At 66.2% G+C, this 26651-nt stretch carries 17 protein-coding genes and 1 pseudogene; 10 read left to right on the plus strand and 8 right to left on the minus strand.

Annotated features, from left to right (window positions below; genetic code table 11):
- Positions 1–30: 30 nt before the first annotated feature.
- Genes ACN263_RS04825 through amcA form a run of 5 tightly spaced genes read right to left on the minus strand, consistent with a single transcriptional unit; the run spans position 31 to position 4877 of the window.
- Positions 31–1065, minus strand: a complete 1035-nt coding sequence (locus tag ACN263_RS04825; protein ID WP_422738628.1) for a hypothetical protein — start codon at positions 1063–1065, stop codon at positions 31–33.
- Positions 1062–2771 carry a carbamoyltransferase gene (locus tag ACN263_RS04830; RefSeq protein WP_422738629.1) on the minus strand — a complete coding sequence of 570 codons (1710 nt, stop codon included), beginning with the start codon at positions 2769–2771 and terminating at the stop codon, positions 1062–1064. The genes ACN263_RS04825 and ACN263_RS04830 overlap by 4 nt, the downstream gene beginning before the upstream one ends.
- Positions 2768–3688: a thymidylate synthase gene (locus tag ACN263_RS04835; protein ID WP_422738630.1), complete on the minus strand. Its 921-nt coding sequence runs from the start codon at positions 3686–3688 to the stop codon at positions 2768–2770. Before ACN263_RS04835 ends, ACN263_RS04830 begins: the two co-directional genes overlap by 4 nt.
- A 50-nt stretch (positions 3689–3738) precedes the next feature.
- Positions 3739–4692 (minus strand): NAD-dependent epimerase/dehydratase family protein, encoded by a 954-nt coding sequence (locus ACN263_RS04840; RefSeq protein WP_422738631.1) that lies wholly within the window; start codon positions 4690–4692, stop codon positions 3739–3741.
- Between the two features lie 14 nt (positions 4693–4706).
- Positions 4707–4877 carry a multiple cyclophane-containing RiPP AmcA gene (gene amcA / locus ACN263_RS04845; RefSeq protein ID WP_422738632.1) on the minus strand — a complete coding sequence of 57 codons (171 nt, stop codon included), beginning with the start codon at positions 4875–4877 and terminating at the stop codon, positions 4707–4709.
- Positions 4878–5319: 442 nt separating this feature from the next.
- Here amcA and ACN263_RS04850 point away from each other — a divergent pair, with 442 nt between their 5' ends.
- Positions 5320–6651 carry a helix-turn-helix domain-containing protein gene (locus ACN263_RS04850; RefSeq protein ID WP_422738633.1) on the plus strand — a complete coding sequence of 444 codons (1332 nt, stop codon included), beginning with the start codon at positions 5320–5322 and terminating at the stop codon, positions 6649–6651.
- On the opposite strand, the gene ACN263_RS04855 is transcribed toward ACN263_RS04850, so the two are convergent.
- Positions 6648–7304, minus strand: coding sequence for an HAD family hydrolase (locus ACN263_RS04855; protein ID WP_148427122.1), 657 nt, complete (start codon positions 7302–7304; stop codon positions 6648–6650). The genes ACN263_RS04850 and ACN263_RS04855 overlap by 4 nt on opposite strands.
- A gap of 1359 nt (positions 7305–8663) precedes the next feature.
- On the opposite strand from ACN263_RS04855, the gene ACN263_RS04860 reads away from it, so the two are divergent.
- The 4 genes from ACN263_RS04860 (at position 8664) to ACN263_RS04875 (ending at position 12707) form a co-directional block, all read left to right on the plus strand.
- Positions 8664–9551, plus strand: coding sequence for a replication-relaxation family protein (locus ACN263_RS04860; protein WP_422738634.1), 888 nt, complete (start codon positions 8664–8666; stop codon positions 9549–9551).
- A 381-nt stretch (positions 9552–9932) separates the two neighbouring features.
- Positions 9933–10859 (plus strand): DUF2637 domain-containing protein, encoded by a 927-nt coding sequence (locus ACN263_RS04865; RefSeq protein WP_422738635.1) that lies wholly within the window; start codon positions 9933–9935, stop codon positions 10857–10859.
- On the plus strand, positions 10834–11238 hold the full coding sequence (locus ACN263_RS04870) for a hypothetical protein (protein WP_422738636.1): 405 nt from the start codon (positions 10834–10836) through the stop codon (positions 11236–11238). The genes ACN263_RS04865 and ACN263_RS04870 overlap by 26 nt, the downstream gene beginning before the upstream one ends.
- The gene (locus ACN263_RS04875; RefSeq protein ID WP_422738637.1) at positions 11235–12707 is read left to right on the plus strand and encodes a tyrosine-type recombinase/integrase; all 1473 of its coding nucleotides are present in this window, start codon (positions 11235–11237) and stop codon (positions 12705–12707) included. Before ACN263_RS04870 ends, ACN263_RS04875 begins: the two co-directional genes overlap by 4 nt.
- A gap of 563 nt (positions 12708–13270) precedes the next feature.
- On the opposite strand, the gene ACN263_RS04880 is transcribed toward ACN263_RS04875, so the two are convergent.
- Entirely contained in the window at positions 13271–14332 is a 1062-nt protein-coding gene (locus ACN263_RS04880) for a hypothetical protein (protein ID WP_422738638.1), read from the minus strand.
- 302 nt (positions 14333–14634) lie between these two features.
- Between ACN263_RS04880 and ACN263_RS04885 the strand changes: the two genes are divergently transcribed.
- Genes ACN263_RS04885 through ACN263_RS04900 form a run of 4 tightly spaced genes read left to right on the plus strand, consistent with a single transcriptional unit; the run spans position 14635 to position 23732 of the window.
- Positions 14635–17811, plus strand: a complete 3177-nt coding sequence (locus ACN263_RS04885; protein WP_422738639.1) for a helicase-related protein — start codon at positions 14635–14637, stop codon at positions 17809–17811.
- Positions 17808–18590 carry a DUF4391 domain-containing protein gene (locus ACN263_RS04890; protein ID WP_422738640.1) on the plus strand — a complete coding sequence of 261 codons (783 nt, stop codon included), beginning with the start codon at positions 17808–17810 and terminating at the stop codon, positions 18588–18590. The genes ACN263_RS04885 and ACN263_RS04890 overlap by 4 nt, the downstream gene beginning before the upstream one ends.
- A 48-nt stretch (positions 18591–18638) precedes the next feature.
- On the plus strand, positions 18639–20630 hold the full coding sequence (locus tag ACN263_RS04895; protein WP_422738641.1) for a site-specific DNA-methyltransferase: 1992 nt from the start codon (positions 18639–18641) through the stop codon (positions 20628–20630).
- A complete protein-coding gene (locus ACN263_RS04900; RefSeq protein ID WP_422738642.1) occupies positions 20631–23732 on the plus strand; it encodes a DEAD/DEAH box helicase family protein in 3102 nt (1033 codons plus the stop codon).
- A 398-nt stretch (positions 23733–24130) separates the two neighbouring features.
- On the opposite strand, the gene ACN263_RS04905 is transcribed toward ACN263_RS04900, so the two are convergent.
- On the minus strand, positions 24131–25213 hold the full coding sequence (locus ACN263_RS04905) for a phospholipase D-like domain-containing protein (protein WP_422738643.1): 1083 nt from the start codon (positions 25211–25213) through the stop codon (positions 24131–24133).
- Positions 25214–26029: 816 nt separating this feature from the next.
- On the opposite strand from ACN263_RS04905, the pseudogene ACN263_RS04910 reads away from it, so the two are divergent.
- Positions 26030–26245, plus strand: a pseudogene (locus tag ACN263_RS04910) (pentapeptide repeat-containing protein); the annotation flags it as partial.
- Between the last annotated feature and the right edge of the window lie 406 nt (positions 26246–26651).

Here is a 26651-nt window from a genome sequence, read left to right on the forward strand (position 1 = left end):
GGTGCGCACGTCCGGTGGTGACACGGTGGGTCATGACGGCACCGACCAGGGGTCTTGTAGCAGGTAGGTGAGCACCTCGAGCTGGGTCGAGAGTCGGAACGGGTCGAGGTGCCGTAGGCACCCCGCGATCAGGTTGGCATGGTCACCGGTGCCGGCGATCTCGCTGAGCCAGCCGATACGGTGCCGCACGTCCGTGGCGTCGCGGACGATCAGTGACGAGGGAACAAGGGCATCGGCGCCGCGGACGTCACGAGGCAGCAGGGGCACGCAGCCCGCGAGGACGGCCTCGAAGATCCGTTGGGTCATCTGTCCTGCTTCGGCATACCGGGCGGGAAGCAGCAGGACGGTGGCGAGCGCGTCGGCGTAGATCGCGGACACTCTGGGGAACGGAACGCGGCCGATGAAGTTCAGATCCGGCCAGCGCCCGGTGTCGGTCCACTTGCCAGCGACCAGGTGGGGCAGTTGGGCGGCGGCTGGCGCGAAGTAGGTGTCGAACGCGTGGTCGCGCTCGTACTGGTTGCCGACGTAGACGAGCGGGGTCCGGCGGGGGAGGGCTGTCAGCGTAGCCGGATCAGCGGCGTCGATGGCCGTGTCGGCGACCGGAAAGAGGAGTGGTACTGCGCCCGGGGTCGGGTGCAGAGCGGGCTCACACACAGTGACGTTGTGGGTACGGCGAAGAGGGTCCGTGGCGGGCAGCCGGCGGTCCTTGTCCCAGAGGATCGTGGGCATGCCGATCCGGTGGGTGTAGTGGTCAAGCAACTCGGCCTGCCGATGCAGGTCGCAGGTGTGGCCTGGTCGCCCGCATACGGTGGTGTTACGACCGGGAATGGGCCAGCGCCACTCGAGGAACAGCGCGTCGATGTCGGGCAGGCCGACGTCCCAGCGGTAGTGGCCGGTGAGATCGTCGCCGGCCTCGCACAGGTCCCGGTTGGGTTGAAGGAAGACGATGTCATGGCTGGCTGCACGTAGACCGTCGACCAAGGTTCGGCGGTGGCTGCGGCCTCCGTCAGGGGTGTCGCTGATGCCGGGTCCGAGGAAGCCCCAGAAGCTGTAGCCAATTCTCACTTGGTCACCCACCAGCCTTCGATGAGCAGCGCGTCCAGGCCGGATTCTGTGAAGCAGTCCAGCGCCATCTCTGGTGTGCCGCAGATCGGCTTGCCTTTGATGTTCAGCGAGGTGTTGATCAGCACGGGGTGGCCGGTGAGCTCGCCGAAGCGGGTGAGGACGTCGGCGAGGAAGGGGTGTTGCTTGCGGGTGACGGTCTGGACTCGGGCGGTGCCGTTGACGTGGACGATCGCGGGTAGCTTGTCGCAGGTCAGCTCGGTCACGGGAGCCGCGAGCGACATGTACGGCGACGGTTGGCGTAGCTGGAAGTATTCGGTGGCCTTGTCGGCGAGGACGACAGGGGCGAAAGGTCGGAACGGTTCGCGGAACTTGACGGTGGCATTGAGCCGCTCGACCACACCGGCCTCCAACGGCGAGGCGAGGATCGACCGATGCCCCAGTGCCCGTGGGCCAGCCTCCAGCGCCCCGGTGAACAACCCCACGATCGCCCCGTCGGCCAACTGCCGAGCCAGATGGTGGACAGGTTCGGCAGGTCGGCTCGCACGCAGTCCCGCGCGCGGCGCTGCCGGTAGTGCCAGGTCGGGATAGGCGGGGCCGAGGTAGCAGCGGTGGCGGAGGCCGGTGGGTGGGCGGCCGGTCACGTCGAGCCAGGCGTGGGCGGCGGCGCCGATCGCGGTACCCGCATCGCCGGGTGCGGGCGGTACGTGCACCTCGTCGATGATGCCGGCCTGGGCGATGAGGCCGGCGCTGACACAGTTCATCGCTACTCCACCAGCCAGGCAGAGCAGCCCGGAGCCGGTCAACCGGCGGGCCCGCTCGGCGAGATGCAGCATCACCTGCTCGGTGCGTTCCTGCAGCGCAGCGGCCAGGTCGGCGTGCACAGGCTCTACTGGTGCGGCCGGCGTGCGTGGCGGGCACGTCGCGGCGGTGAACGCGGGCGTGACCCGGCCGTAGCGGCTGGCAAGCACCCGCAGGGCGATCAGCTCGGGGTCGAGCGTGAAGCCGTCGGCGGTGAGCCGAATCGCCCGGCACATCAGCTCCCGGAACCGGGTGGGGTCGCCGAGGGCCGCCAGCGCCATCACGGTGCCTTCCTCGTCACCGCGCCGCCAGCCGAGGTGCTCGGTGACGGCACCGTAGGCGTAGCCGAGGGATGCCGGGTCGTCGATCGCGTGTGCCAGGTCGAGGCTGAGTTGCGGGTTGCGCCAGCGGGCGTGCCAGGTGGTGGTGGTCTGCAACTCGCCGAGGCTGTCGACGATCAGGACCGCCGCGTCGTCCACACCGGCGGCGGCAAAGGCGTACAGGGCATGCGCCCGGTGGTGCGGCACCGGTTGCAGTCGAGCGCGCGGGAAGCGTTCGGCCAAGTCCCGCATCCGGGCCCGGTAGCGGCGGTGGACCGTGGTGAAACTGCGAGCCCGAGGTACGGCTCGAGCGCGGCTGGCCGCCTGCCGTAGATGGGTCGGTAGCTGGCCCAGTGCTCCCAGGTAGCGGCGTCCATCGAAGTTGTACGCCACCGTGGTCACGTCCAACGGCGACAGGCCGGCCTCGTGGAGCAGCCAGGCGACACCGTGTGCGGGGTAGGCCTTGCTGTGCTTGACCCCGTCGAGGCGTTCCTCCTCGACGAAGCCGATCAGATGGCCGTCAACCAGCAGGGCCGCCGCCGAGTCATGCGTGTACGCGCACAGCCCGAGCACCACATCCGCGGTCATGCCACCTCCGCCGATGCGAGGGCCGGCTGATTGAGGTGCTGGTACCAGTCGACGAGGGCAGCGCCGAGCGGCCCCGGTGTGTCGTGGGCGATCTTGCGCGCCGGGTCGCGCTGGCCGCGCTTCCAGGTTCGGTAGCTGGTAAGCACGCGTCCGAACGTGTCCCACGAGGTGCCCTCGGGCAGGTCGCCGTCGCCACCGATGATCCGAGCGAGAACGGTGTCCAGGCTGGTCCAGTCCGCGCCGAGCGGATCCATCTCGGTGATGTTCGGCGCGTGGTGGAGGCACTCGGCGGCGGCTGCGGCGTGCTCGGCGTACAGGTGCAGCGAATCGACGTGGTGGTGGTATTCGCCGACCTCGACACCGAGCCAGCCGGCCATCAGTTCCTGCAGGAGCGTGGTCGCAAAGATGTCGTACGGGAAGCCGAGCCAGAGGTCCTGGCTGCGCATGGTGGTGTGCATCTCGAGTCGGTCCTGCCGGATCAGGAACCGATACCCGAGAGTGCAAGGCACGTCGCGGTAGCCGCGGTGGTCGCGTCCCGGGTCGTAGATCTGGACGACGGCTTGCCGGGAGTCCCGGTCGGCCGTTAGCTTCCGCACGACGGCGTCGAGTTGGTCGAGGCTGCCACCCCACCGGCGGATTCGTGGCCCGTACGCGCCCTGCAGGATTCCGTCGTCTGCGTAGCGGCGCAGGTTGTCGTTGAAGTCGAAGATCCAGGCGTCGTCCGAGCCGGAGAGGATCCACAGCGCTTCGGCGACGGCGAACGCCGGGTTGATGACGCGGACGGGCGGCACGGAGACCAGCCGGCGCCGGGGGTTGGTCAGGCACAGGTGCGCGCCGATGACTTCGGTGGTCATCATGTCGCGTGGGCAGGCGATGCGGCCGTTGAGGAGTACTGCCTGGCAGGCGGCGGCGAACAACTCGCTCGCGGAGTCCGCTGTCAAGACGATCATGAGAACTTCCTTCTAGGTCAGGAGGTGAAGGCCGCGAGCCGGTCGCGGGAGAGATTGACCAGCCAGGAGGACTGCCGGGCCATGCCCTCGTGCAGGCCGACGGTGGGCCAGTAGCCGAGCAGCCGGCCGGCAAGGGTCAGGTCCGCCGACGTGGCGGGAACGTCACCGGGCTGCGCATCGGCCACCTGAACCGGAATCTGCCGTCCGGTAACCGTGGACGCCTCCTGGATGGCGCCGCGCATGGACACGCTCGCGCCGCCGCCGACATTCACCACAGCGCAGCGGGTATCGATGTGAGCGGCGGCGATCGTCGCGGAGACCACGTCGGTGATGTAGGTGAACTCCCGCCGTTGGCTGCCGTCGCCGAACAGCGTGACCGGCAGACCGGTATAGGCCGCGAACAGCAGCCGGCCGATAGCCATGTCGGGTCGCTGCCGTGGTCCGTACACGGTGAAATAGCGCAGCGCCACGACGCTGAGCCGACTGTCGGGGCGACGGGCGTAGGCCAGGCACAGCTGCTCGGCGGCGAGCTTGCTCACCCCGTACGGTGAGACCGGGCTGGTCCGGTCGTCCTCGCGGCTGGGCCGCTCCGCCGGGCCGTAGACGCTGGACGAGGAGGCGTACACCAACCTCCGTACGCCCGAGCGGGCGCACGCGTCGAGCAGCCGGTGGGTGCCGAGCACGTTCGACTGGGCGTAGTCGTGAAACTCCACGCCCCAGGAGGGCCGGACCCCTGGCCGGGCAGCCAGGTGAAACACGATGTCGCAGCCATCGAGAGCGTCATCAAGCCGGTCGGTGACAAGATCCCGGCAGAGCGCTGTGAACAGCGGATTGCCAGCTGCGGCTGACAGGTTCTCGTCGGCGAGGGCGTCCTGGCCGAGGCGGCGGCGGTCCAAGCCGACCACCTGGATGCCTCGGGCAAGAAGCGCGTCGACGACGTGCGAGCCGATGAAGCCGGCCGCGCCGGTCACCAACACTCGCGCCGTCACCGGCGGCCACCGGGATCAGCTGGTTGCGACAGCATGCGCTGCCACACGAAGGTGAGCAGGAGGGGCTCGGTCTGGGAGACCTTTGCCCGGCCGGTCGCCGGTATCCGGGGCTGCACCGTCGGACCGGGCCCGTCCGTGGAGGTGTGCCGCGAGACGTACACGGTCATGGCTTCACCGTCCGACGAGTTGCGGTTGATTCCCGCTGGTCGGTCCAGTCGTGGCGGGCCCGCCGAAGCACCGGCGGGCCCGCCGTGGCGAGGCGGCGGCTGAGAGCACCCCGCCGGTCACCCGCCCACGCAGCCCCGATGGCAGTGCGCGGGCGGGGAATCACCCTCACGACTGCACCTCCGGCCGCCGCCAGAACAAGCGGCGCCTGCTTGTTGATCGTCTTGTCCGACTTTTTCACCGTGAATCCCCTGGCGTCGATGACATTGGGTTGGTGAGCTGGAGCCGCCCAGCAGCGTCCGTCGATGCTCGTCAACAGCGAACCGTCCAGCGAGCCCGATCGGTACCGTCCACGACCCGTCCGCTCGCAACCAGGTAGTGACGGCCCGTAGCGGAGATAGCTAACGTGACCGTCGTCAACAGAGGACGTACGGAGGTGCTGGCATGGCCGGACGGCGCTACCCCGCCAATCGGCGGCTAGCGTGGGAGAGGCTCCAGCGGGGCTGGTCCTACGAGGAGGTCGCCGAGCGCATCCGCACGGAGATGAGCCATGCCGGGGAGACCGATACCGGGCTCAACGCCAACACTGTGCGGCGGTGGGAAACCGGTGAGCGGTGGCCTGACCCGCGCTACCGCAAGCACCTTGTAGCGATCTTCGACAAGCCGGCGAGCCAGCTCGGTCTTCTTACCCCCGACGAGCTGGCGATGCGCCCGCAGGCGGAGACACTGCACGAGTTCAGGAGGTTGTGGGAAATGATCACCGGAGGCGACGACACCGGCTGGGACCGGGCAACTGTTCTGCGCGCGTTGTTCGGCGCCAGCATGCTTCCCCTGGTGGCACCCCTGCTGTCACTCGATCCGCAGGCCGCGTACGCCCAGACCAAAGCCATAGATCCAGACGCGTACGCCGAGATCGTGCGGTGCCAGCGCACGCTGTACTGGACCAGCCCCGCCCGGCCGCTCTACGAGGCCGCGTACGCCCACACCCTGCTCGGCAGCGGACTCGTGCGTGCGGCCACCGGGACCAGCCGGGCGACCCTCTCCAGCGCCCTCGCCGAATCGGCGCTGCTCACCGCACGACTGGCGTTCTTCGATCTCAACCAGCCCGCCGTCGCGCAGCGCTGCTACGACGTCGCCCTCGCCGCCACCCGTGAGGCCGGAGACCACGCCTTGGCCGCCGCCGTCCTCGGCCACATGGCCTTCATCCCCGCCTTCGGACACGATCCAGCCGCAGCACGGTCACTGATCGACGCGGCGCTCCAGCACACCTGGCACGGCGTCAGCCCCGCCGTCCGCTCCTGGCTGCACTGCGTGGCCTCGGAAGTCGAAGCCCGCGCGGGTGCGGGAGCGGCAAGCCGCCACCAGATCGACCTCGCTGCCACCGCGCTCGAAGCGCGTCCTGACGCGCCCGCTTGGTTCGACTACTACGACACCGGCCGGCTGCACTCCTTTGCCGGCTACGCGGTCCTCGCCGTCGGCGACCATGCCGAGGCCGCCCGCCACCTGGCCGAATCCCTCGCCGGCTTGACCGCGACAGGCACCAAACAGCGCAGCGTCGTCCTCGCCGACCTGGCCTCGGCGCACAGCAGCGACGGCGACCACGCTGCCACCTACCTCAACCAGGCTTTGGACGCCCTGCATATCGACTGGTACGGCACCGGGCTGGAACGGGTCAGAGCGGTCCGGCAGGTACTCGGCGACAGCCGAGAGGGCGGCCAACTCGACGATCGCATCGCCGCCCTCGCGACCAGCCGGGCCGCTCTTCCGGGGAGCTAAATTGCCGACTCGTTGTGCCTGCGTACCAGTTCGGGCAGCTCGGCGAGCGAGTCAAGCTGAAAGAGGCAGCGGTCGCTGACGGCCTTGTCGTCGAGAATGTGCCCCCATGGGCCGCGTCGTACCAGGGCGGTCGCGAGTCCGGCGGCCTGAGCGGGGCGAATGTCGTTGTCCAGCCGGTCCCCAACGTAGAGCACTCGGCCGGCGGGGCAGCCGGCCTCCGCGACGACGCGGTCGAAGAACGCGGCCGACGGTTTCTCGACGTTCCAGCCGTCCGATGTGCCGATCACGTCGACCGGCAGATCCAGGGCGCGCAAGATGGTCTCGGCTCGGGCAGTCTGGTTGCCGGCCAGGCCGACCTGCACGCCTAACTCCCGTAGGGCCGCCAGACAGGGTCGGGCGTCCGGGTACAGGTTCTCCTCGGAAAAGTGTTCCGGTTGTCCGGCGTCGGCCCGGCGTTGCCGCTCCTTGGCCAGGTCGAAGCCGGGCTGGAACACCTGAAACGTCTCGCGGTAGTCCAGGCCGCGGGCGATGACGGCGCCGAAGACTGCCGAAAAGGTGTGTCGTGGAACGCCGAGCCAGTCGGCCCAGGTGCCGTACTCCCGGGACTCGTCGACGATCGTCTCACCCACGTCGAAGAACACACTCGAGATCATCCTGGGATTGTGCCTCTCGGGCTCAGGCGGATCAAACGTCGTGCGGCGGTGCGGCATGGACGTGCGATTGCCATCCGACGCGAGGTCGTCGGCTGCCTCGTCGCATCGCGGAGCCAGGATGAGCCGGCCGAGATCCATCTGCAGGACGTGATGACAGACCCCCCAACCACCAGCGTCGCAGGATCGCCCTGGCACTGATCGGACGCTCTCTGATCTGTCAGAACCTCAGCCGGCTGAGGCTGACGGCGTCGGCGAGCATGAGGCCTTGTGTCCGTCATCACAAGGCGTTCCGGAGAATGCCCTGCTTTCGGTCGAGGGCACCCATATCGGCCGGCTCTCCGGTAGGTGTGTTCGACCGGGACGGTCGGGTCGTGGGGACGCTGGGAACCGTTATGGCAGGTAGCGGGCCGGCGAGGACGGTCCGGCACTATGCCTTGGCGAGGGCGTGCCGAGGCGGTCGATCGTCGGGGTTGACTTGCTTGACAGCGTCGGTCTGGTCGAGAGGTACTGGAGGAACGTTCCCCTTGCGGCGAGCTTGTTCGCCGGGCTGACTGGTCGATTGATGGGCGCCGTCAGGGCCCTTCCTCGTCGCTGTGGCCTGGTGCGCCAGTCTGGTCGTTCGGGTGCCGACCAAGCGACAGGAGGACCGCCATGAAGGATCTTCTCCCGGCGGGTTGAGCCGACGCCGGTCCGGCCGCAGCATGATGTGCTGCGTGACCGGCGGGAGTGTCCCTGTCCGAAACGGTTGCTCCGCTTGGCGGAAGCGAATGTGAGCCCGCCGGTTCGTGTCGCCGTCGCTGTCCATCTTCGTGTCCACGATCGTGCCGGTCACGGTCGTGGTGATGACTGCTGCCCTGACCCTTCTCGGGCCCATCCGTGCACTGCACGGAGTGTTCGTTAGCACCTCAATAGTGATTAACAGCGCGACTTCCCTCGCGCGCTCCACCTTGCCGGGCCAGCCGCGACCCGGCGGGCGACCATCGCCAGCCGACCTCGCTCCAGTGCGAGCGCGATGCACCTGGCCGCGCACTTTTTGCCACGAGCGCCGTGGTCCACGGCGCCGTTGAGATCTTTCGACAAGGAGTACCCGACGTGTCTTTCCACGACTTCCCGCATCGCCTCGGGATTCGGCCCGGCGGCGGTGACAGTTTCCCGCTTGGCCCCCGTTCGAGGGTCGGGCTTGGCGTCAGCGTTGACGTCAGTCTTCAGCCGAACCCCCGAACCGACCCCCTGTTCCCTCTCACACCGCAGGTCAGCTCGGCTGTCAGGGCCGTCGGCTTGTCCTGCGACAGACCCTTCCTGGTCTCGGGTCTCTCCCCCTGGGGCTGGCATTCCCTACCGGGGAGGAGGTGGTAGCTGGTGGATGATCCGGTCCTTCGGGTTCAGTCCCAGCTGACCGGCCGTGACCGGCTGTTGCTGGGCTGGTTGTACGACCACGGCGTGTTGACGTCGTTCCAGATCTCGAACGCCCTGTTCCCGTCCCTCGATTTCTGTCAGCGGCGGCTGCGGACCCTGTACCGGCTGCGCCTCGTCGCCCGGTTCCGGCCACAGCGGGCCGACGGCGGCTCGTACCCGTACCACTACGTCATCGACCAACTCGGCGCCGAAGTCGTCGCCGCAAGTCGGGACGAGCGCCCGCCGCGGCGGGACCACGCCCGGGTGGAGCGGCGGCGCTGGACCTCGACCCGCAGCCTCACCCACCGCCTCGGAGTGAACGGCTTCTTCACCGACCTCGCTGGGCACGCCCGCACCCATCCGGGCGCCGGCTTGGTGGAGTGGCTGCCGGAGGCGGTGTGCCAGCGCGCTGGGACGTTCACCCGCCTGCAGGATCCGGGGCTGGTGCGGGCGTATCAGCCGCGGGTCCGCCCGGACGGCTACGGCCGGTGGGTCGAGAACGGTATCGAGGTGCCGTTATTCGTCGAGTACGACACCGGCGCCGAGCAGCTGTCCATCCTGGCCGGCAAGGTCGACGGCTACCGGGAACTGTTCGCGAAGATCGGGTGGGCGTGGCCGGTGCTGTTCTGGCTGCACTCGGCCGCCCGGGAGCGCAACCTGCGCCGCGTCCTGGGCGAGGTGCCGCTGTCGGTGCCGGTGGCAACCGGTGCCCGCGACCACGCCGTGACGGCGGGACTGAGCCCGGCGGAGGCGGTGTGGGCGGTGGCCGGCGGGGGAGGGCAGCGGTTGCGGCTGGCCGACCTTGCCGGGTACGTGGTGGGCGCCTCGCGTCGGGCGGGTGAGGCGGCGTGATCGGCGACGGCACGACGGCGGCGGACGGTACCTCTACCGCCGGGCGGACGGCAGAGGTCGGCGTCTGTCACGGATCTGTCGGGACCGGCTCGGCCCGTGCTGACAGATGCGTGAGAGAACCGGACGTCCGCTCCCACAGCAGCGGGACCGCGTCCGAGTCACGCGTCCGCTGCGGGCGGTCCCCGACCAGAGTCCGGTCCCTGTCCCGACGGTTGTCCGACGCTGGGTCGGTCCGCCATCCGGTCCCGCCTTCTGCGACTGACGGACGGACCGGAACACCGGTCTGGGCCGAGGAGGTGACGAGCCACGACAGCACCGGTCCCTGACCCGGACGCCAGTCCGCGCGATAGCCGTGGTGAGGGTGGCGTCCAGGTCGTCATCATGCTGGCGATCGGCGGCGCAGCGGGGGCGGCAAGCTTCACCCACGTGCACAACGTGGCGGCCGCGCACGGCCAACCCGGCTGGCTGGCCTGGGCCGACGCGATCGTCCTGGAACTGATGTCCATCGCCTCCGGCCTGGAACTACGCCGCCGCAAACGCGCCCACACCTCCACCGTCTTCCCGGCCACCGTGCTGGCCTGCGCGGTCACCCTGTCCCTGGCGGCGCAGGTCGTCGAGGCCGAACCCTCGATCATCGGCTGGGTCGCCGCCGCTGTACCCGCGCTCGGGTTCCTCGTCATGGTCAAGATCGCCCTCGGCCGCACCAGCACCGCCACGCCCGCCCACCCTGGGACCGTCGGGGACCGCCGACCGCGACCGGACGAAGCCGGACGGACCGCTGCGGACAGCGGACCGGACGAGGCAACCCGGTCCGCTGTCACGGCGGGGGAGCGGCGGTCCATGACCCGGACCGTCCGCTCACCGGAGGCTCGTCGCCGACATGGCGGACGGGACCGGCAGCGGCGAGCGGACCGGGGACGGTCCGCGCAGCCGTCCGGTGACGTGGCCGAGCTGCTGCCAGCGGCGCGAACTGTTCGGGACCGGCTCGCCGCGGACGGGCAGGCACTGACCCGGGCCGCACTCGCCGAAGCCCTCCGCGCAGCCGGTCACACCGTGTCCAACACCCGCCTATCCGAACTCCTCAAGACCCTCAAGGTCGAGTCGTCGGCACTACCTGAGCCGATCGCGAGCCCGGCCGTGCCGACCAACCCGACGCCACCGCCTCTGTCACCGGAGCGGCGCAACGGTGGGGGAGCAGCCACCCCTGCGCCGGTCGACCCCGACGCGGCTACCCCGCTCCTACCGCACAGCCATCCATCTCAGAACCAGGAGAACCCTGATCATGAACAGCCCCACGAATCACGCTGACCAGACAACCCGCACCACGACCGACAGCACCGACACCGCGCCCGGCGCCGGGGAGGTGTGGACGATCGAGCGCATCCGTGCCCTCGGCGTGACCACCACCCTCGCCACCACCGCCTCGGTGCTCGGGATCAGCCGATCCCAGGCGTACCGGCTCGCCGCTACCGACCAGTTCCCCATACCGCTGATCCGGGCCGGCAGCCGCATCATCGTCCCGGTCGCCGCCCTGCTCCATCTCCTCCAACCCGACCCCACCACGACCGGCGGCGGGCGACTTGATGCCGATGCGAAGGTGAGCGTGGATGCGATGACCCCGCCACCAGCGGATTCCACCCGGCATCGCTGGCGGCACCGTACGGAGCATCCAGGAGACGATGAGTGAAGGGATCCACCTTCAAACGCTGCGGCTGCCGCGACAGCGTCACGGGCCGGCGACTGGGACGCTCCTGTCCCCAGCTTCGCCGGCCCGGCGGCGGCTGGTCCCGCACCCACGGCCACTGGCACTGGCAGATCGAAATCCCCGCCCGCGCCGACGGCACCCGCCGCCCACTGCGCCACGGCCCCTACGCCACCCAGGCCGACGCGGACGCCGTCCTGGACCGCATCCGGGCCGCGCTCGCCGTCCCCGACCCCACGGACCCGCACACCACCGTCAAGACCGGTGACCTGATCGAAACCGCCGTCAAGACCGGCGCGCCCGTCCCCACCCCGGAGCAGGTTCGGCGGGCGCTGCACCTGGACATCACTCCCACCGAGCTGCCCACGATGCAGGCGTACCTGACCGACTGGCTCGCCGGACGCAAGAACATCAAGACCGGCACCCTGCGCTCCTACGAAGGCCACATCCGGCTGTACCTGATCCCGCACCTCGGCCACCTGCGCATCGACCGGCTCCGCCCCGGCCACATCGACGCCATGTACGACGCCATCGCCCAGCGCAACACCACCATCGCCACCCTGCGCGCCAGCCGCGACCCCGCCAAACGCGACCAGGTCAAGAACCAGCGGATCGTCGGCCCCAGAACCCTGCACGTCATCCACGCCACCCTGCGCAAGGCCCTCAACGACGCGATGCGCCGCCACCGCTACATCGACACCAACCCCGCCCTCATGGTCGAACTACCCACCACACGACCACCCAAGGCCACCATCTGGACCGACCAACGCATCAAAACCTGGCGCGACACCGGCAAGACCCCCAGCCCCGTCATGATCTGGACCCCCGAACACACCGGCAAATTCCTCGACCACACCCACGACGCCAACGACCGGCTCTACGCCCTCTACCACCTCATCACCTTCACCGGCCTCCGCCGAGGCGAAGCCTGCGGCCTGCACTGGGACGACCTCGACCTCGACGCCCACACCCTCACCGTCCGCTGGCAACTCGTCCAACACGGCTGGGCCACCGCCATAGACACCCCCAAAACCACCGACAGCGAGGCCGCGGTCGCCCTCGACACCGAGACCGTCGCGGTGCTGCGCGCCCACCGCACCCGGCAACACTGCGAACGCCTCGCCGCCGGTGCCGCCTGGGCCACCACCGGGCTCGTGTTCACCACGCCCGCGGGCGGTCGGCTCCACCCTGCCGATGTCACCGACCACTTCCACCACCTCGCCACCCAAGCCGGACTACCACCCATCCGACTCCACGACCTCCGCCATGGTGCTGCCACCATGGGACTGGCCGCCGGCGTCCAGATGAAAGTCATCTCCAACCGACTCCGCCACTCCAGCCCACACTTCACCGCCAAGTTCTACGGCGACGTCCTACCCGAACTCTCACACGCCGCCGCCGAAGCAACCGCATCCGTCGTCCCGCGTCGACGTGGTACGGCAAGGCTGGCGTAATTCGCAGGTGGTCCACCGGTCGTCAGCGTAGGGCCAGCCAGCGGCGTCGCCGGCGCGGTACTGCAACGAGCCTGTTCGTTGCGATCTGCGAGGTCCTCCGGCAATGACCCCGACCGCTGCCGTGATCCACGACCGGGCGCGCTGGGTGGTCAGCGGAATGGTGGGGCTCTGGCCCGCCCGGCGCTTGCCGGCGAGATCATGGTGTGGTGCTCGTCGGCGGCGCGGGTCGGTGGTTATTCCTTGGTTGGGAGACGGCTTCGCCGCCGGGCCGGGATGCGCGAGCGCCGTCTGGGTGTTATAGCCGGTCGAGGTCAGTGACTGCGGCCGGGCGGGTGACGAGGTGAGCTTTCGCGGTCGGCGGCACGGGCTCCGCGATGCCCGAAAGTTCAGCCCGTACGCTGACGCGTTGATCTCGGGCCGCGGGCGGCCGAGGTCGAGCGGTCCGAGCCGATCGAGGAGTTCTTCATCGGTCATGGCGATACCCTGCAGGGAGGCGACGCTTGCGCCTTCCCCTGGTTACGTCGGCAGGAAGCCGACGCAACCTCGGAGGCCGGGCAGCGCGGTCAGGCGAGCCCCGCAAGGGCCCGGCAGAGGGCTTCGGCGTCGGTGATGGCCTGCCGGCACAGCTCCTCGCTGATCGTGAGGCGCTGGCCGATCCGAGCAGTGCTGGACGGGACCTTCGTCAGGAACTTGGCGTCGACCAGCCCGTCGTTGTGGGTGAACACGTGCCGGGTCGCCCAGAACTCGATCATCCGCTGCCACCGGTCCGCATCAATAACGGTACGCAGGTCCTGGTACCCGGCGTCGATGAACAGGTCGGCAGTGTCGTCCAGCCGCTGGAAGACGTTGCCCTTGCCGCGAAGCCGCTGATCGGCGTCCGCGACCACGTCGCGGAAGACCGCCGAGCCGAGCACCTCCACCACCCCGACCAAGTTCTTGAGGGTGTCGATCCACAGGCGAGTGAACACGCCTTGTTCGCGCAGGCTGGCAGCCGTCTCCGCTGGCAGCTGTGCCAAACCGTCGAGGCGCGCGGTCTCGGCGCCCAGCGCGTCCAGCGCAACCACCATCGCCGGAAGTTGACCGCATACCGGGCAGAACCGGTGCTCACCGAACACTGCGTACCGCAGCGAGCAGCTGGCGCAGGTGCGGACCCGGATCAGCTTTTCCTCGTCGATGCCCGGCAGCGGCTCCGGGTAGAACGGCTCGGACCGGTAGCGAATCTCAACATCGATCCCGAACCCGGACCGGTAAGAACGGCGCCGTGGCGACCTGAAGCTGCTGAACGCCTCGTCGAGCGCCTGCCCGACCATCTGCGTCCCGAGATCCTCGGCGGCGCGCATCGCCCGGTCGAGCTGCTGCTGGGTCATAAACTCGCTGTGATCCGAGTGGTGGCCGCAGTACACGCACCACAGCTCCAGATCGTCCGGCAGCGCCTCGTAGGCATCACCGTCGACGCGGAAGATCTGTCGACAGCTCGGGCACTGCCGGCCGAAGAACCCGTGCTCGTCGCTCGGGATTCTGACCCGCATCTCGAACGAGTCGCCGTCACGACCAACGATGCTGGCACCCGGCGCCATCCGGAACTCGTCGCTGCCATCCCGCGAACCGCCGGTCACGTTCCACATAGCTGCCGATTATGCACCGCAGGTACGACACATCCGCCACCGATTTGCCGAGAAGTAAGGCTCCCATCGACGACGGCGCCCTCTCCCCTTCGTCCGTCGGGCCGCACCGGCGAGCGCATGGGCGCTGGCACCGAATCCTGGCCGACCTCAGCTCGCCCCGCAAGGCCCGCCCTGCCGACCGTCGATTTCACCCGCCTCAGGCGGCTACCGTGTGACCGGCCAGCCACACGGCGTCATAGGGTCGGCGTCACTCGTGGCCCGCACGACAACGAACCCACCCACACCCCGGAGGTTCAGGCTTCATGGTCCCCAGTGACGCAGGCCATGCGATCGTCCGTTTGCGTAAGCACCTGACCGGCGCCACGCGGCTGGACTCGCTGTCGGAGTCGCTCTCCCTCTTCGTCTACGAGGCGCTCCAAGACGAGCTGGCCGACGTCGACCTGCGTCTGCTTTTGCACGGACGTAGTCTCGAGGAGTTCCCGCTGAACGGGCTTGAGGAAGAGAACCTCAAGCGTGCACGGCTGGACCAGCACCGCATCGCCCACGCCTTCGTGGGTTGGGCCGAAGAACATCTTCAGGCAAGAGCGCTCAAGCGCCGTACTCGTGGTACCTGGACGAGCGTCGATGGCGCTTTCCCCTATGTAGTCGACGGCGCAGGTCTCGAGGCCGAGAGCCTCGGCCTGGTGGCATCCCAGGACCTGTATTTCCCCCTCGAGACCACGGACGCAGACAAGGTGGCGCAGGCCGTCGTCAACTTCGAGCGGATGTGGTACGACGACGCGACCACCCGCACCGTCCAGGAGGAGTTCCTCGACGCGGCCCGAGCTCTCTTTGAGGACAGGGCCCCCGAGTCCGTTTACCTGCGTGTCCTGACGTCCTTATTCAAGGACTTCATCGAGGAATCCGGTGAGGAGACTGCCGGACGCGGCAAGACCGGCTTCTACGACTCAGTGGTGTGGAACAAGCTCTACAAGTTCCAGCGCGACGGTGTACTCGGTGCGATCGAGAAGCTTGAGCGCCACAACGGGTGCATAATCGCCGACAGCGTGGGCCTGGGGAAGACCTTCGAGGCCCTGGCGGTCATCAAGTACTACGAGTTGCGTAACGATCGCGTCCTCGTCCTGGCCCCCAAGCGGCTGCGAGAGAACTGGACTATTTATCGCAGCAACGACAACCGCAACCCGCTGGCCAAGGATCGCTTTAACTACGATGTCCTCAACCACACCGACCTCAGCCGCGCCAGCGGGCTGTCCGGGAACATGGACCTGGCGAACATCAACTGGGGAAACTACGACCTAGTCGTAATCGACGAGTCTCATAACTTCCGCAACAACCCGCAGGTCAAGGGCCGGACGACCCGGTATGAGCGCCTTATGAACGAGGTTTTCAAGACCGGGGTCAAGACCAAGGTCCTCATGCTCAGCGCCACGCCCGTGAACACCCGTTTGGCCGATCTCAAGAACCAGGTCCTGTTCGCTACCGAGGGCGACGACCAGGCTCTGGCCGCGGATGGGATTAAGAGCATCGAGGCGACCCTGGCCAAAGCGCAGAAGCACTTCAACGACTGGCAGCGGACGCCCGCGGCCACCCGCAGTACGAAGTCACTGGTCGGCACACTCGGCATGGACTACATCCGCCTGCTAGACCTGGTCACGATCGCCCGTTCGCGCAAGCATATTCAGAAGTATTACGGGACCAAGGACGTGGGGAAGTTCCCCGACCGCCTGGCCCCAATCAGCCTCACTCCGCCCATCGACTCGGCCCGCACGATGATCCCGCTGGAGCAGATCAACCGGTCGATCCTGCGCCTGAACCTGGCAGCCTACAAGCCCACCTCCTACGTGAGCACCAAGTACGAGAGCAAGTACGCCGCCATGTACGACCAGAAGGTGCGCACGGGCGGTCAGCGTGTGTGGAAGCAGACCGACCGCGAGAACAACGTGGTCCACCTGCTGCGAGTAGGGCTACTCAAGCGTTTGGAGTCGTCGGTTAACTCCCTGGGCAAGACCCTCGACAAGATTCTCGCCACGATTGACAGCGCGATCGCCAGCATCGACGCCTACGAAGCGACCGGGAGCGAGGGAACTTCCATCGACAGCCTCGCCGACCTGGAGAACATCGACCTGGACGACCCCCTGTTCGAGGACACCGTCGGCGGCAGCGTCAAGGTCTTCCTCGCCGACATCGATCGGATTAGGTGGAGGCAAGAACTCCAGCAGGACCGGGACACGATGGCAGCACTGCTAGCCGAGGTGAGGGCGGTCGACGCCACGCGCGACGCCAAGCTGGCCCAGCTCAAGCAGTTCCTGCGCAACAAGGCCGAGCACCCCACCAACGACGGAAACCGCAAGGCCCTGGTCTTCACCGCGTTCAGCGACACCGCCGACTACCTCTATAAGCACGTGGCCCGCTGGGCCAACGACGATCTGGGCGTGCACGTCGCCCTGATCACCGGCCAGACCACCCGGACTACGCTCCCGATGAAGCCCAAGCGCATGATCGACGTGCTTACCGCCTTCTCCCCGCGCTCCAAGGGCGGTGATCTGGCTTCTCCGCAGATCGACATCGTGATTGCCACCGACACGATTTCGGAAGGCCAGAATCTTCAGGACTGCGACACGGTGATCAACTACGACATCCACTGGAACCCTGTGCGTATCGTCCAGCGTTTCGGACGCGTGGACCGCCTGGGTACCACCAACACTAGCGTCCAACTTGTGAACTTCTGGCCGAACATGGACCTGGATGCCTACATCAACCTCGAGACGCGCGTGTCCAGCCGCATGAGCCTCTTGGACGTCTCCGCGACCGGCGAGGAGAACATCCTGGACGTCACGTCCGGTGGTATGAACGACCTCGACTACCGGCGCAGGCAGCTGCAGCAGATGCAGAATGCCGCTCCCACGATGGAAGACCTAGCTGGCGGCCTGAGCATCACCGACCTGACCCTCTCCGACTTTCGTATGGACGCCGCTGCACGCCGGCGCGAAGAGATTCGGGAGATCACCGGGTGGCCCCTGGCCCTGTTCGGCGTCACCCGCTTCGACAAGACCCTGGCCGACGATGGGCTCGCGCCCGGAGCGGTCTTCCTCCTGCGAGTGCGAGACGACGCATTCACCTTCGCCAAGGCCTACCCGCTGGCCCCGTACGCGCTCATCTACGTGACCGACGACGGCAGGCTTGCCCACGCGATCGAGGAACCCAAGTTAGCCCTCGACGTCCTGCGCCACCACTGCCTGGGCAGCACCCAACCTGATGCCGCTGTCCTCGACGACTTTGACAAGGCAACTCGGTCGGGTAAATCCATGAAGCATTACCGCGACCTGCTGGACATGGCGGTCCGAGCGGCTTCCGGCAAAGCCGAGGAGAGTATGGTGGCCTCCCTGTTCTCCGCCGGCCCCTCCCAGCTGGGCACGGACGCAACCGCGCCTGGCCTGGAAGCCGTAGACCTGGTCGCCTGGGTGGTGCTCTTTCCATGACCGTGACCGACATACACCACGAGCACAACGGTGTCAGCCTGCTTGGTCTGCCCGACGGGGCACGCCAGCAGCACCGCATCACCAAGAAGATGCTTGCTGCCCAGTTCGAGGAGCAGGCACCCGGGGATGCACGTCTGATCACCAAGGCCCTGGCCTCAGCGCAGCTGGTCGGGATCCTACGCCCCGAGACCATCCAGGTACCCAAGTACGAGGACGCGGAACGTGCCGTCGTCGATGTCCCGGTCCTGGAGGTCGTCTTGGCCGACAAGACATCATCGGCCGACCGCACCCGCGTGACCCAGCTCGTTCACCGCAGCATGGCCAAGCCCGTAGTGCTCCTCGTGCACATTTCTGACCACACCACGATGCTCTCCCTGGCGCTCAGCCATGTGAGCCGCACGGACCCCACCCAGTCGACATCGGTGATCGACGCGCACGTCATGGTGCCAGTCGGGCAGATCGAACCAGGCGCCCTGCACCTGGACCGGCTCGACCGCACAGACATGTGGGCGCTGTACCGCGACCTCGTACGCACCACCGCCGCCGACGGGCGCCTGGCCAGCACAGTTCTGCAAGCAGCCGAGGCCATCGCACTGCGCCGACGGCTGACCGACCTAAAGACCGAACTGACCACCGTCGTACGGGACGCCAAACAGGCGAAGAGCCAGCAACGACGCATCGAGCTCAACACGAAAGCACGGACGTTGCGCGGGCAGATTGAGCGTGTCAGAGACACCCTTTACAGTGCCGACCACGATGACGGTCACGGTGCCACCTGACGAAACGGCTCCTGGCTCCGTTCCCCGCTGCAGAAGAAAGACATCCCTGTGACCCTGGACTTCGAACCAGTCAACGACCTGACCGGACCCGGCGAGGCCAAGTCGAACATCGGCCTTCTGGCCCGTCTCTTCCCCGACGCCGTCGTCGATGGCACCGTCGACATCGATGCGCTCCGTGACCTGCTGGGGGACAATGCCGCCGCCCCCAACACCGCCGAGGCCTTCGGCCTGCGCTGGCCCGGCATGGCCGAGGCCCGCCGCCTCTCCACCCTCCCCGCGACGGGCACCCTCCTGCCCGAGCTCGAGGAGTCCGTTGACTGGGACACCACATCCAATATCGTGATCGAGGGCGACAACCTTGAGGTTCTGCGCCTGCTGCGCCGCGGATACACCAAAAAGGTCGATGTGATCTACATCGACCCGCCCTACAACACCGGCAACGACTTTGTCTACGACGACAAGCGCACCACCTCTCAGGCCGAGCACGAGACGGCAGCCGGCCAGCGAGACGACGAAGGCGCACTCCAAACCGGCGAAGGCTCCGACCGTGCCCAGGACCGCAAGTCGGGCGCCTCCAAGCACACCGCCTGGCTGTCGATGATGTATCCGCGTCTGCTCGTGGCCCACCACCTGCTTAAGGAGACGGGCGTCATCATCGTGGCCATCGATGATGTGGAGCACGCGCGTCTCAAGCTTCTGATGGACCGAGTCTTCGGTGCAGAAAACTTCATTGCCAATGTGACCTGGCAAGGTGCCGTCAAGAGTGATGCAAGGTTCATTGGCGGAGGTCACGACTACATGCTCGTTTATTCCCTGAACGTTCAGTCGCTCATCGCCGCTGACATGAAATGGAGATTTCCGAAGGAAGGCCTTGATGAGGTCCTTGAGCGAGGTGCCTCCTTTTGGGAAGAGTCAGGGCATGATGCCGAGAAGGCGACGCGGATGCTCAGCAAGTGGTGGTCTCAGAATAAGGGTCGGTTCGACCCAGGGCTTGCTGACAACGTCAAAGTGGACACTGATGGGACTTTGATCAAGGTCGACAACATTTCGTGGCCCGGTGGGGGCGGGCCGCGGTATGATGTCCTTCACCCTGTAACAGGCCAGCCCGTAGTGGTACCTGGGCGTGGATGGATCTATTCGGATCCTCGGAAAATGCAGCGCGAGATCGACGAGGGTAGGGTTCTTTTCGGGCCGGACCACACTAGCGGAATCCGCCGAAAGATTCCCCTCGCTCGCATGACGCACCAGGCTATCAAGCCGACCTTTTACAAGGACCGCCGGGCGGCAACCAGGAACCTTGCGAAACTTTTCGACGGTGTGGCGCCTTTTGAATTTCCCAAGGACGCTGAGGTCATCGGACGTTGGATCAACGTTGTCACCGGCGAAAACCGTGATGCGCTTGTCCTCGACTTTTTCGCAGGTTCTGGGTCTACGGGCCACGCCGTCATGGACCTTAACGCAGCCGATGGGGGAAACCGCCGCTACATCTTGGTCCAGCTTGACGAGCCCGTCGACAAGGACGGCTACGACACGATCGCAGACATCACCCGTGAGCGGCTGCGCCGTGCGGGCAAGCAGATCGCCTCGAAGCTGACCCTCGGCGCTGCAAATATCGACACTGGCTTCCGGTCCTACCGCCTGGCCTCCAGCAATGTGAAGGCCTGGGACGGAACGCCTGACCAGCTCAACCTGCTTGAAGCCGTGGATAACCTCGTCGCCGGGCGCACCACGGATGACCTGCTGGTCGAGATGATGCTGCGCATGGGCGTGGACCTGACCACACCGCTGAAGACGCGCGAGATCGCTGGCAGTTGGCTGTACAACCTGGCGGGTACGCTGTTTGCCTACTTCGGCACGGGTATGACGGTGGAGCGCGCGAACGAGGTTGCCAAGGCTCTGGTGGCCTGGCGTGACGAGGACCCGGGCGACGCCGACACCACGGTCGTTGTTCGTGACACGGGCTTCGTCGACTCTGCCGCCAAGCTCAACTTCGCCGCTGCTCTTGAGCAGGCTGGCTTTACCACGCTGCGGAGCATCTAAGTGAAATTCTCGTTCGACGCGGACCTCGAATACCAGCGTCAGGCGATCGACGCGGTCACGGGCCTGTTCAGGGGCCAGGAGGTCATGGCCTCCCAGTTCACCGTGCACGCCCATCCGGCCGCCCACGCCGGCTTCGAAGGGTTCTCCGATCGGGGCTACGGCAACATACTTCGCCTGGACCCGGAGACGATCCTGACCAACCTGCACGAGGTGCAGAACCGCGCCGGTCTTACTCCGGAGCCGTCGTTGGACACGATGAACTTCACCATCGAGATGGAGACTGGCACCGGCAAGACGTACGTCTACCTGCGCACCATCTACGAGCTCAGCCAGCTCTACGGGTTCACCAAGTTCGTGGTGGTGGTGCCATCGGTGGCCATCAAGGAGGGCGTCGAGACGTCCATCCGGATGCTGCGCGAGCACTTCGGAGCCCTGTACGGCAACCCTCCGATGAACTTCTTCCAGTTTGACGGCAGCAACCTCTCTCGCGTGCGCTCGTTCGCCACCTCGCCGAGTATCGAGATCATGATCGCCACCGTCGCGGCGATCAATAAGAAGACCAACAAGATCTACCAGCCGGCCGAGGACCTCGACTTTGAGGTGCCCGCTGACTTGATCCGGGCCACCAACCCGATCATCGTCGTCGACGAGCCGCAGAGCGTGTACGGCGATACCGGTACCGGCAAGAAGAAGGGTGCAGGTCGCAGCGCGCTGGAGGACTTTAACGCCCTGGCCACCCTGCGCTACTCGGCCACCCACGCCAAGGGTGATAGGGCCAACCTCGTCTACCGCCTAGACGCCATCGCCGCCTACGAAAAGCAGCTGGTCAAGCAGATCGAGGTCGACTCCCTGGTCACATCCGCCAGCGGGACAACCCCGTACATCAAGCTACTCGGAGTGACGCGAGGCAGGGGCGGAGCGATCACGGCACGCGTCGAGGCGGACGTCGAGCAGGGCAACGAGATCAAACGCAAGACTGTCACTGTGGACACCACGTCACGCAAAAATCTCGCGGACGTGACCGGCCGTGACCTGTATAAGAATCTCACCGTGGTCGCCATCAACGCGGCCCAGGGTCATGAGAGCATTTCCTTCGACACCGTTGCTCAGCCGTTGAACGTTGGCGACAGCGTTGGCGCCGAGGTTAGTATCGGTGAGCGATCCCGCCAGATGATCGCCCAGACCATCCGGCAGCACCTGCTCAAGGAGCAGGAGTTCGCGAGCCACGGGCGCGACATCAAGGTGCTTAGCCTCTTCTTCGTTGACTCCGTGGCCAAGTACCGCGAGTACGGCCCCGACGGTGAGGCGCATCCCGGTGAGTACGCGCGGATCTTCGAGGAGGAGTACGCGCGCATCGCCTGTGAGCCGGAGTTCAACACCCTGCTGGGCGGCAGCGCTGCCGATAAGGTTGCGAAGGAGGCCCACCAGGGGTACTTCTCCGTGGACCGTCGCGTGGGAGGTGCCGAGGTGCTGGTGGACACCAAAGAGACCACCGACAAGGGACGCCAGCAGGCTGGTCTGGCTTACGAGCAGATCATGCGGGACAAGGTGGGACTGACCACCCCGGGCACCCCTCTCCGGTTTATTTTCAGCCACTCCGCGCTGCAGGAAGGTTGGGACAACCCCAACGTCTTCCAGATCTGCGTCCTGAGAAACATGGGCACCGAGCGGTGGAGGCGCCAGTCCATTGGTCGTGGCCTGCGCCTGTGCGTGGACGGGTCCGGCAACCGTGTGCACGGCTTCGACATCAACCGCCTCACGGTGATCGCGAACGAGTCCTACGAGGAGTTCGCCGAACGTCTCCAGCGCGAGATGGCCGACGACCTGGACATTCAGTTCGGCGTCATCACCGTGGATGGCTTCGCGCGACTGTCCTTCAAGGCAGAGAACGGGAACGTCGTTCCGGTTGGCTCGGCCGCCGCGCAACTGCTGTACCAGGCCCTGTTGTCCGAGGGGTACGTCGACCCCAAGGGCAAGGTGCAGGACAGCCTGCGTCAGGCCGTGCAGACCGGCGACGCGAATCTCGCGAAGATAGTCCGCGAATCCGTGGACTCCGAGGCCGCGACCAAGGCAGTGCTCGGACTCATCAAACGCCTGACCAAGCCGATCGACGTCAAAAGGGCCGGCAAACGCGTTTCGGTGCCCCTCGTTCAGGAACGCCTGGAGAGCCCCGAGTTCCAGGAACTGTGGGACCGTATCCAGCACCGCACGGAGTACCGAGTCGAGGTTGATGAAGCCGATCTGCGTGCCGCAATGGTCAGGGCGCTGCGCGACATGCTTCCAGTGCCCAAGCGTCGGGGAGAGTGGGTCACGCATCGTGTGGAGCGCATCGACCAAGGTGGCATGACCGCGGAAGCCGCCGCAGCGCGCCGTGCGGACGTGATCTACGCCGACAGCGAGGACCTGCCCGACATTCTGTCCGTTCTTGCAGACCGAACCCAGCTGACCCGTGCCACGCTCGCTCACGTCCTTACCGAGTCCGGCACGCTCGGGCAGTTCCGCGACAACCCGCAGGCCTACATCGATCAGGTAGCCCGCCAACTCAACATCACCAAGGCTGACTTCCTGGTCAAGGGACTGCGCTACGAACTGGTGGACTCCTCCCGTCCCCAAACAGACCGCCGGTACGCGCTCAGCCTGCTTCGCGAGGCCGAGGTCGCCGGGTACACCGGCTCCGGAGGTAACATCGTCTCCGACGCGGAGGGCAACGCGATCTCGTTCGAGAGGAATTCCGTCTACCGGTACCTGGTCGTCGACTCGAACAGGGAGAAGGACTTCGCGCTTGCGCTGCTGCGGCGCTCCGAGGTCAAGGCCTTCGTGAAGCTGCCGTCCTCATTCAGGATCCCGACCCCCCTGGGGCGCTACAACCCTGACTGGGCGCTGACCGTTGAACGCACCGATGGCAATCGCTACATCATCTTCGAGACCAAGGGCGTCAACGAGATCGCATTGCTCCGTCCCACAGAGCAGGGAAAGGTCATCTGCGCCCGCATCCACTTCGACGCGGTCAAGCGTGGCATCGGGATCAATGACCTCGAGTACGAGGTCGTCAACGGCATTGACGCAGCGAACGCCGTCATGGAACGAGACGCTCATCCGTAACCCCACCCATTTCATTGGGCCCTGCTAATCATTTGGAACAGCCGCAATTGCGGCGAGGGCGTGTTGGTGACGGGCGAGATGAACGTAAAGCATGGTCCTGCGCGGCAACGACTATGACTACCAACGATGTGTCGGTTGCGACTCGCTATGCCGACTTTGTCGTTGATCGATTTTTCCGAGGAATGTCCCGCTTCGGGTAGAGGGGCGCAAAGGGGCACGTAAGGCGCATTTCGTCGTTGCTTTGGGCGGCCCCTGACGCGGTCAAAATCGTGCCAGGAACGACTGCAAGCAAGTTCGGCTCACGGTGCGACAAGCGGTCCGCCCGCGATGCAAGGATTGCTAGGGCGATCGAAGCGGCTGTCCAGAATCTTATCGGAGAGTTGGCATGAATGGGACCTCTAGATAAGCCCACATAAGCGACTTGAATTCTGACCAAGTCGAAATATTCGCTCAGTCGCCGTCGACTCCCGGTGCCAGGTCCTAGCGGCAGCGCTGTCCGGGTGAGCAGCCGTTACGACGAAGACTCCGCTGGCGGCACGCTGGAACAGCACGACGGTGTTCGCCCACTCGAGGTTCCCGACACCGGCCTCGGCAAGCATCCGCGGCGTGGGTAGATTGATTCGCTCCATGCCGTTATCACCGTGCCAGGCAAGTGATCGCGTCCATGGTGAGGAATTACCTACCACAATGCCAATTTCTCCGATAGTTCGCTGGTTGCGGTTATAGCGGCGAACGTCAAATCCGAAGAATCGACACGCATACCTGGGAAGCTCTAGCTGCGAGTGCGAGCCGCTAGAGCTCATACTGCCGGCGTCCAGCCAAAGCGCACTGAAGTCCGCTGGGCGGACCTCCCTGTCAAGGACGGCATCGCTGAAGAGGCGCAGGTCATAAGGATGAGGGCCTCCGTCAGGGGTGGCTGGTTCAACTGGTTCCGGTACTTGAGGTGCACGCGTTCGCTCGTAAGCCCTAAGCGACGGCTCATCTAGAAGTTCTGACGTCGCATACAACTGTTCCCACGCGGTGTCAAGCTCCCCACTCACTGGCGCCTTGACGACTACACCCATTTCCGTGTTGACCGTGAGTGCGCGGCGACTGAGGTTCGCAGAGCCAACGAACGCCCTCCTCTTTCTAGGTGTGCAGACGATGTACGTTTTCGGATGCCATGACGTGGCGTCTGGCCGTTGTTCCGATCTGTGCAAGCCGAGAACTGCGACTCTTACTTCAAAGCCATGCTTCAACAGCAAGCGGAGGGCGTCGGGCTCGGTTCGCCCGTAGTCAAACGTTGTGATCAGTGTCTTCTCAGCGGCCCTCCAAGTAGGACCACCCGCAGCCGTTGCGATATCACCAATTAGGGCTTTTACCCCTGCTGTTGTTACATAGGCCACGGCGATGCGTAGTGCCGTTACATGGTTGTCGACGAGTTCGGTTATCGCCTGCAGCACCGCGCGTGGCCGGAGCGGGTCCTGGAAGATCACAGTCACTGGTGTGGTGTATCACAGCAAGCGAGGAAGGTGATAGGGGTACCGAGGTGCGCTGGTGTTGGCACGACGAGGTCAAACTCCATCACGGCTGGTCGCCGTACAGGACTAATCTGTCCAAATATGACTGTGTGCCCCATTTCGTGCCGGGTGACTCGTACGCGACCCCGTGTGGGGCCGGATGGGAGCAGAACGTGTGACCCGCCGACGCTCCGTGATCCGAGGCGTCAAACCGCCGGACGGACGGGCGCAATAATTCGGCTAGCGCCGCCCGGCGTGCATGCGGATCAGGCCGCGCCGTTGTCGTGTTCGGCAGTCAAGTCCCTCGTAGAGCCCTCGATCTCTGAGTGGCAGTCGATACCGACGCCTCGCCCACAAACGCTGCAGCCGGGCTCCCTCAGCGTCGTCATGTTCGGGCGCTGCCATCCCGCCGACGGACTTGGCGCAGCAGTGGGTGCTCCTCGGGTGCTCGGGCGCCGTGGACGGGCTCGCAACGGGTGGACCGAATGGGACGCTGTCTCGAGCAGACAGGGCCACAACCGCGACCAGATGGACTCAGGTGACCCGACCGGACGTAACGACTTAGCCAAGATCGATCTCTTAATCCGCGGGTTCGGGGTTCGAGTCCCTGGCGGCGCACCAACGATCAAGGCCCTGACTAGCACTTCTGTGCGGTCGGGGCCTGATTCGTGCACGCCACCGACGTAGCGGTTCGCGTCGAGGTGAACCAGCGGTACGTCGAGGATCCGAGCGAGCTGCCGGGGGAACTTGGACTCGCCGCTGCCGCCGTATCCGATCAGGGCGACCCGATCCACGCCCTACGGCTGTGAGCTCGTCCAGACCGACCTGTGCGGGGCGGGTCTCACCGGACTCAGGATCGAACGGTGCTCGGTCACCGGCTCCCGGTTCACGGGAACCCGGCTTATCGACGTTCGCCTGAAAGACGTCTTGTTCGACAACTGCCGGTTCGACTACGCCACCTGGACCGCGTCAGCGCCGCCCGATCGGTGACCTTCATCGACTGCACCCTCGTCCAGGACCAGCTTTCCGAGCTGACCCGGATGGCTGTCGACGCCCTGAGCATCGACGTCCGCACGGACGCGACGCCCGGTCCCGTCCGCTGACGCCGTTACCGGCTGTGGCTGAGGCAGCAGCCGCGAGATCGAGCGCAGGCATGCCCCACGAGCGGGGTTACGTTCAGGCAAGAGCCGCTTGGCGCTTGGCGTGATCCGGTGGGTCAGTTGCGCCGGTTATGTTGGCTCTTGGGCGATAGGAAGATGCGATCGTTTAGTGGAAATTAGTCGCCGCCGCCGAAGCTGTATTCGGTCGTCCACGTCGGTCTCCCTCTCTTCTCTTACGACGAGAGGGAGGGCAATATGATCTTGGGAGACCTGCCGGGTGGTCCCCCTGCTAGCCATCGCCATGGTTGTCTTCTTGGCGC

It is taken from the genome of Micromonospora sp. WMMD729, assembly GCF_049315225.1.
Taxonomy (GTDB): Bacteria; Actinomycetota; Actinomycetes; order Mycobacteriales; family Micromonosporaceae; genus Micromonospora.

What these genes read in the sequence shown, in the direction of transcription:
- ACN263_RS04830 (WP_422738629.1), bottom strand. Translation starts at nt 2,771, where the DNA reads ATGACCGCGGATGTGGTGCTCGGGCTGTGCGCGTACACGCATGACTCG.
- amcA (WP_422738632.1), bottom strand. Translation starts at nt 4,877, where the DNA reads ATGACCGTGTACGTCTCGCGGCACACCTCCACGGACGGGCCCGGTCCG.
- ACN263_RS04850 (WP_422738633.1), top strand. Translation starts at nt 5,320, where the DNA reads ATGGCCGGACGGCGCTACCCCGCCAATCGGCGGCTAGCGTGGGAGAGG.
- ACN263_RS04855 (WP_148427122.1), bottom strand. Translation starts at nt 7,304, where the DNA reads ATGATCTCGAGTGTGTTCTTCGACGTGGGTGAGACGATCGTCGACGAG.
- ACN263_RS04865 (WP_422738635.1), top strand. Translation starts at nt 9,933, where the DNA reads ATGCTGGCGATCGGCGGCGCAGCGGGGGCGGCAAGCTTCACCCACGTG.
- ACN263_RS04870 (WP_422738636.1), top strand. Translation starts at nt 10,834, where the DNA reads ATGAACAGCCCCACGAATCACGCTGACCAGACAACCCGCACCACGACC.
- ACN263_RS04880 (WP_422738638.1), bottom strand. Translation starts at nt 14,332, where the DNA reads ATGTGGAACGTGACCGGCGGTTCGCGGGATGGCAGCGACGAGTTCCGG.
- ACN263_RS04885 (WP_422738639.1), top strand. Translation starts at nt 14,635, where the DNA reads ATGGTCCCCAGTGACGCAGGCCATGCGATCGTCCGTTTGCGTAAGCAC.
- ACN263_RS04890 (WP_422738640.1), top strand. Translation starts at nt 17,808, where the DNA reads ATGACCGTGACCGACATACACCACGAGCACAACGGTGTCAGCCTGCTT.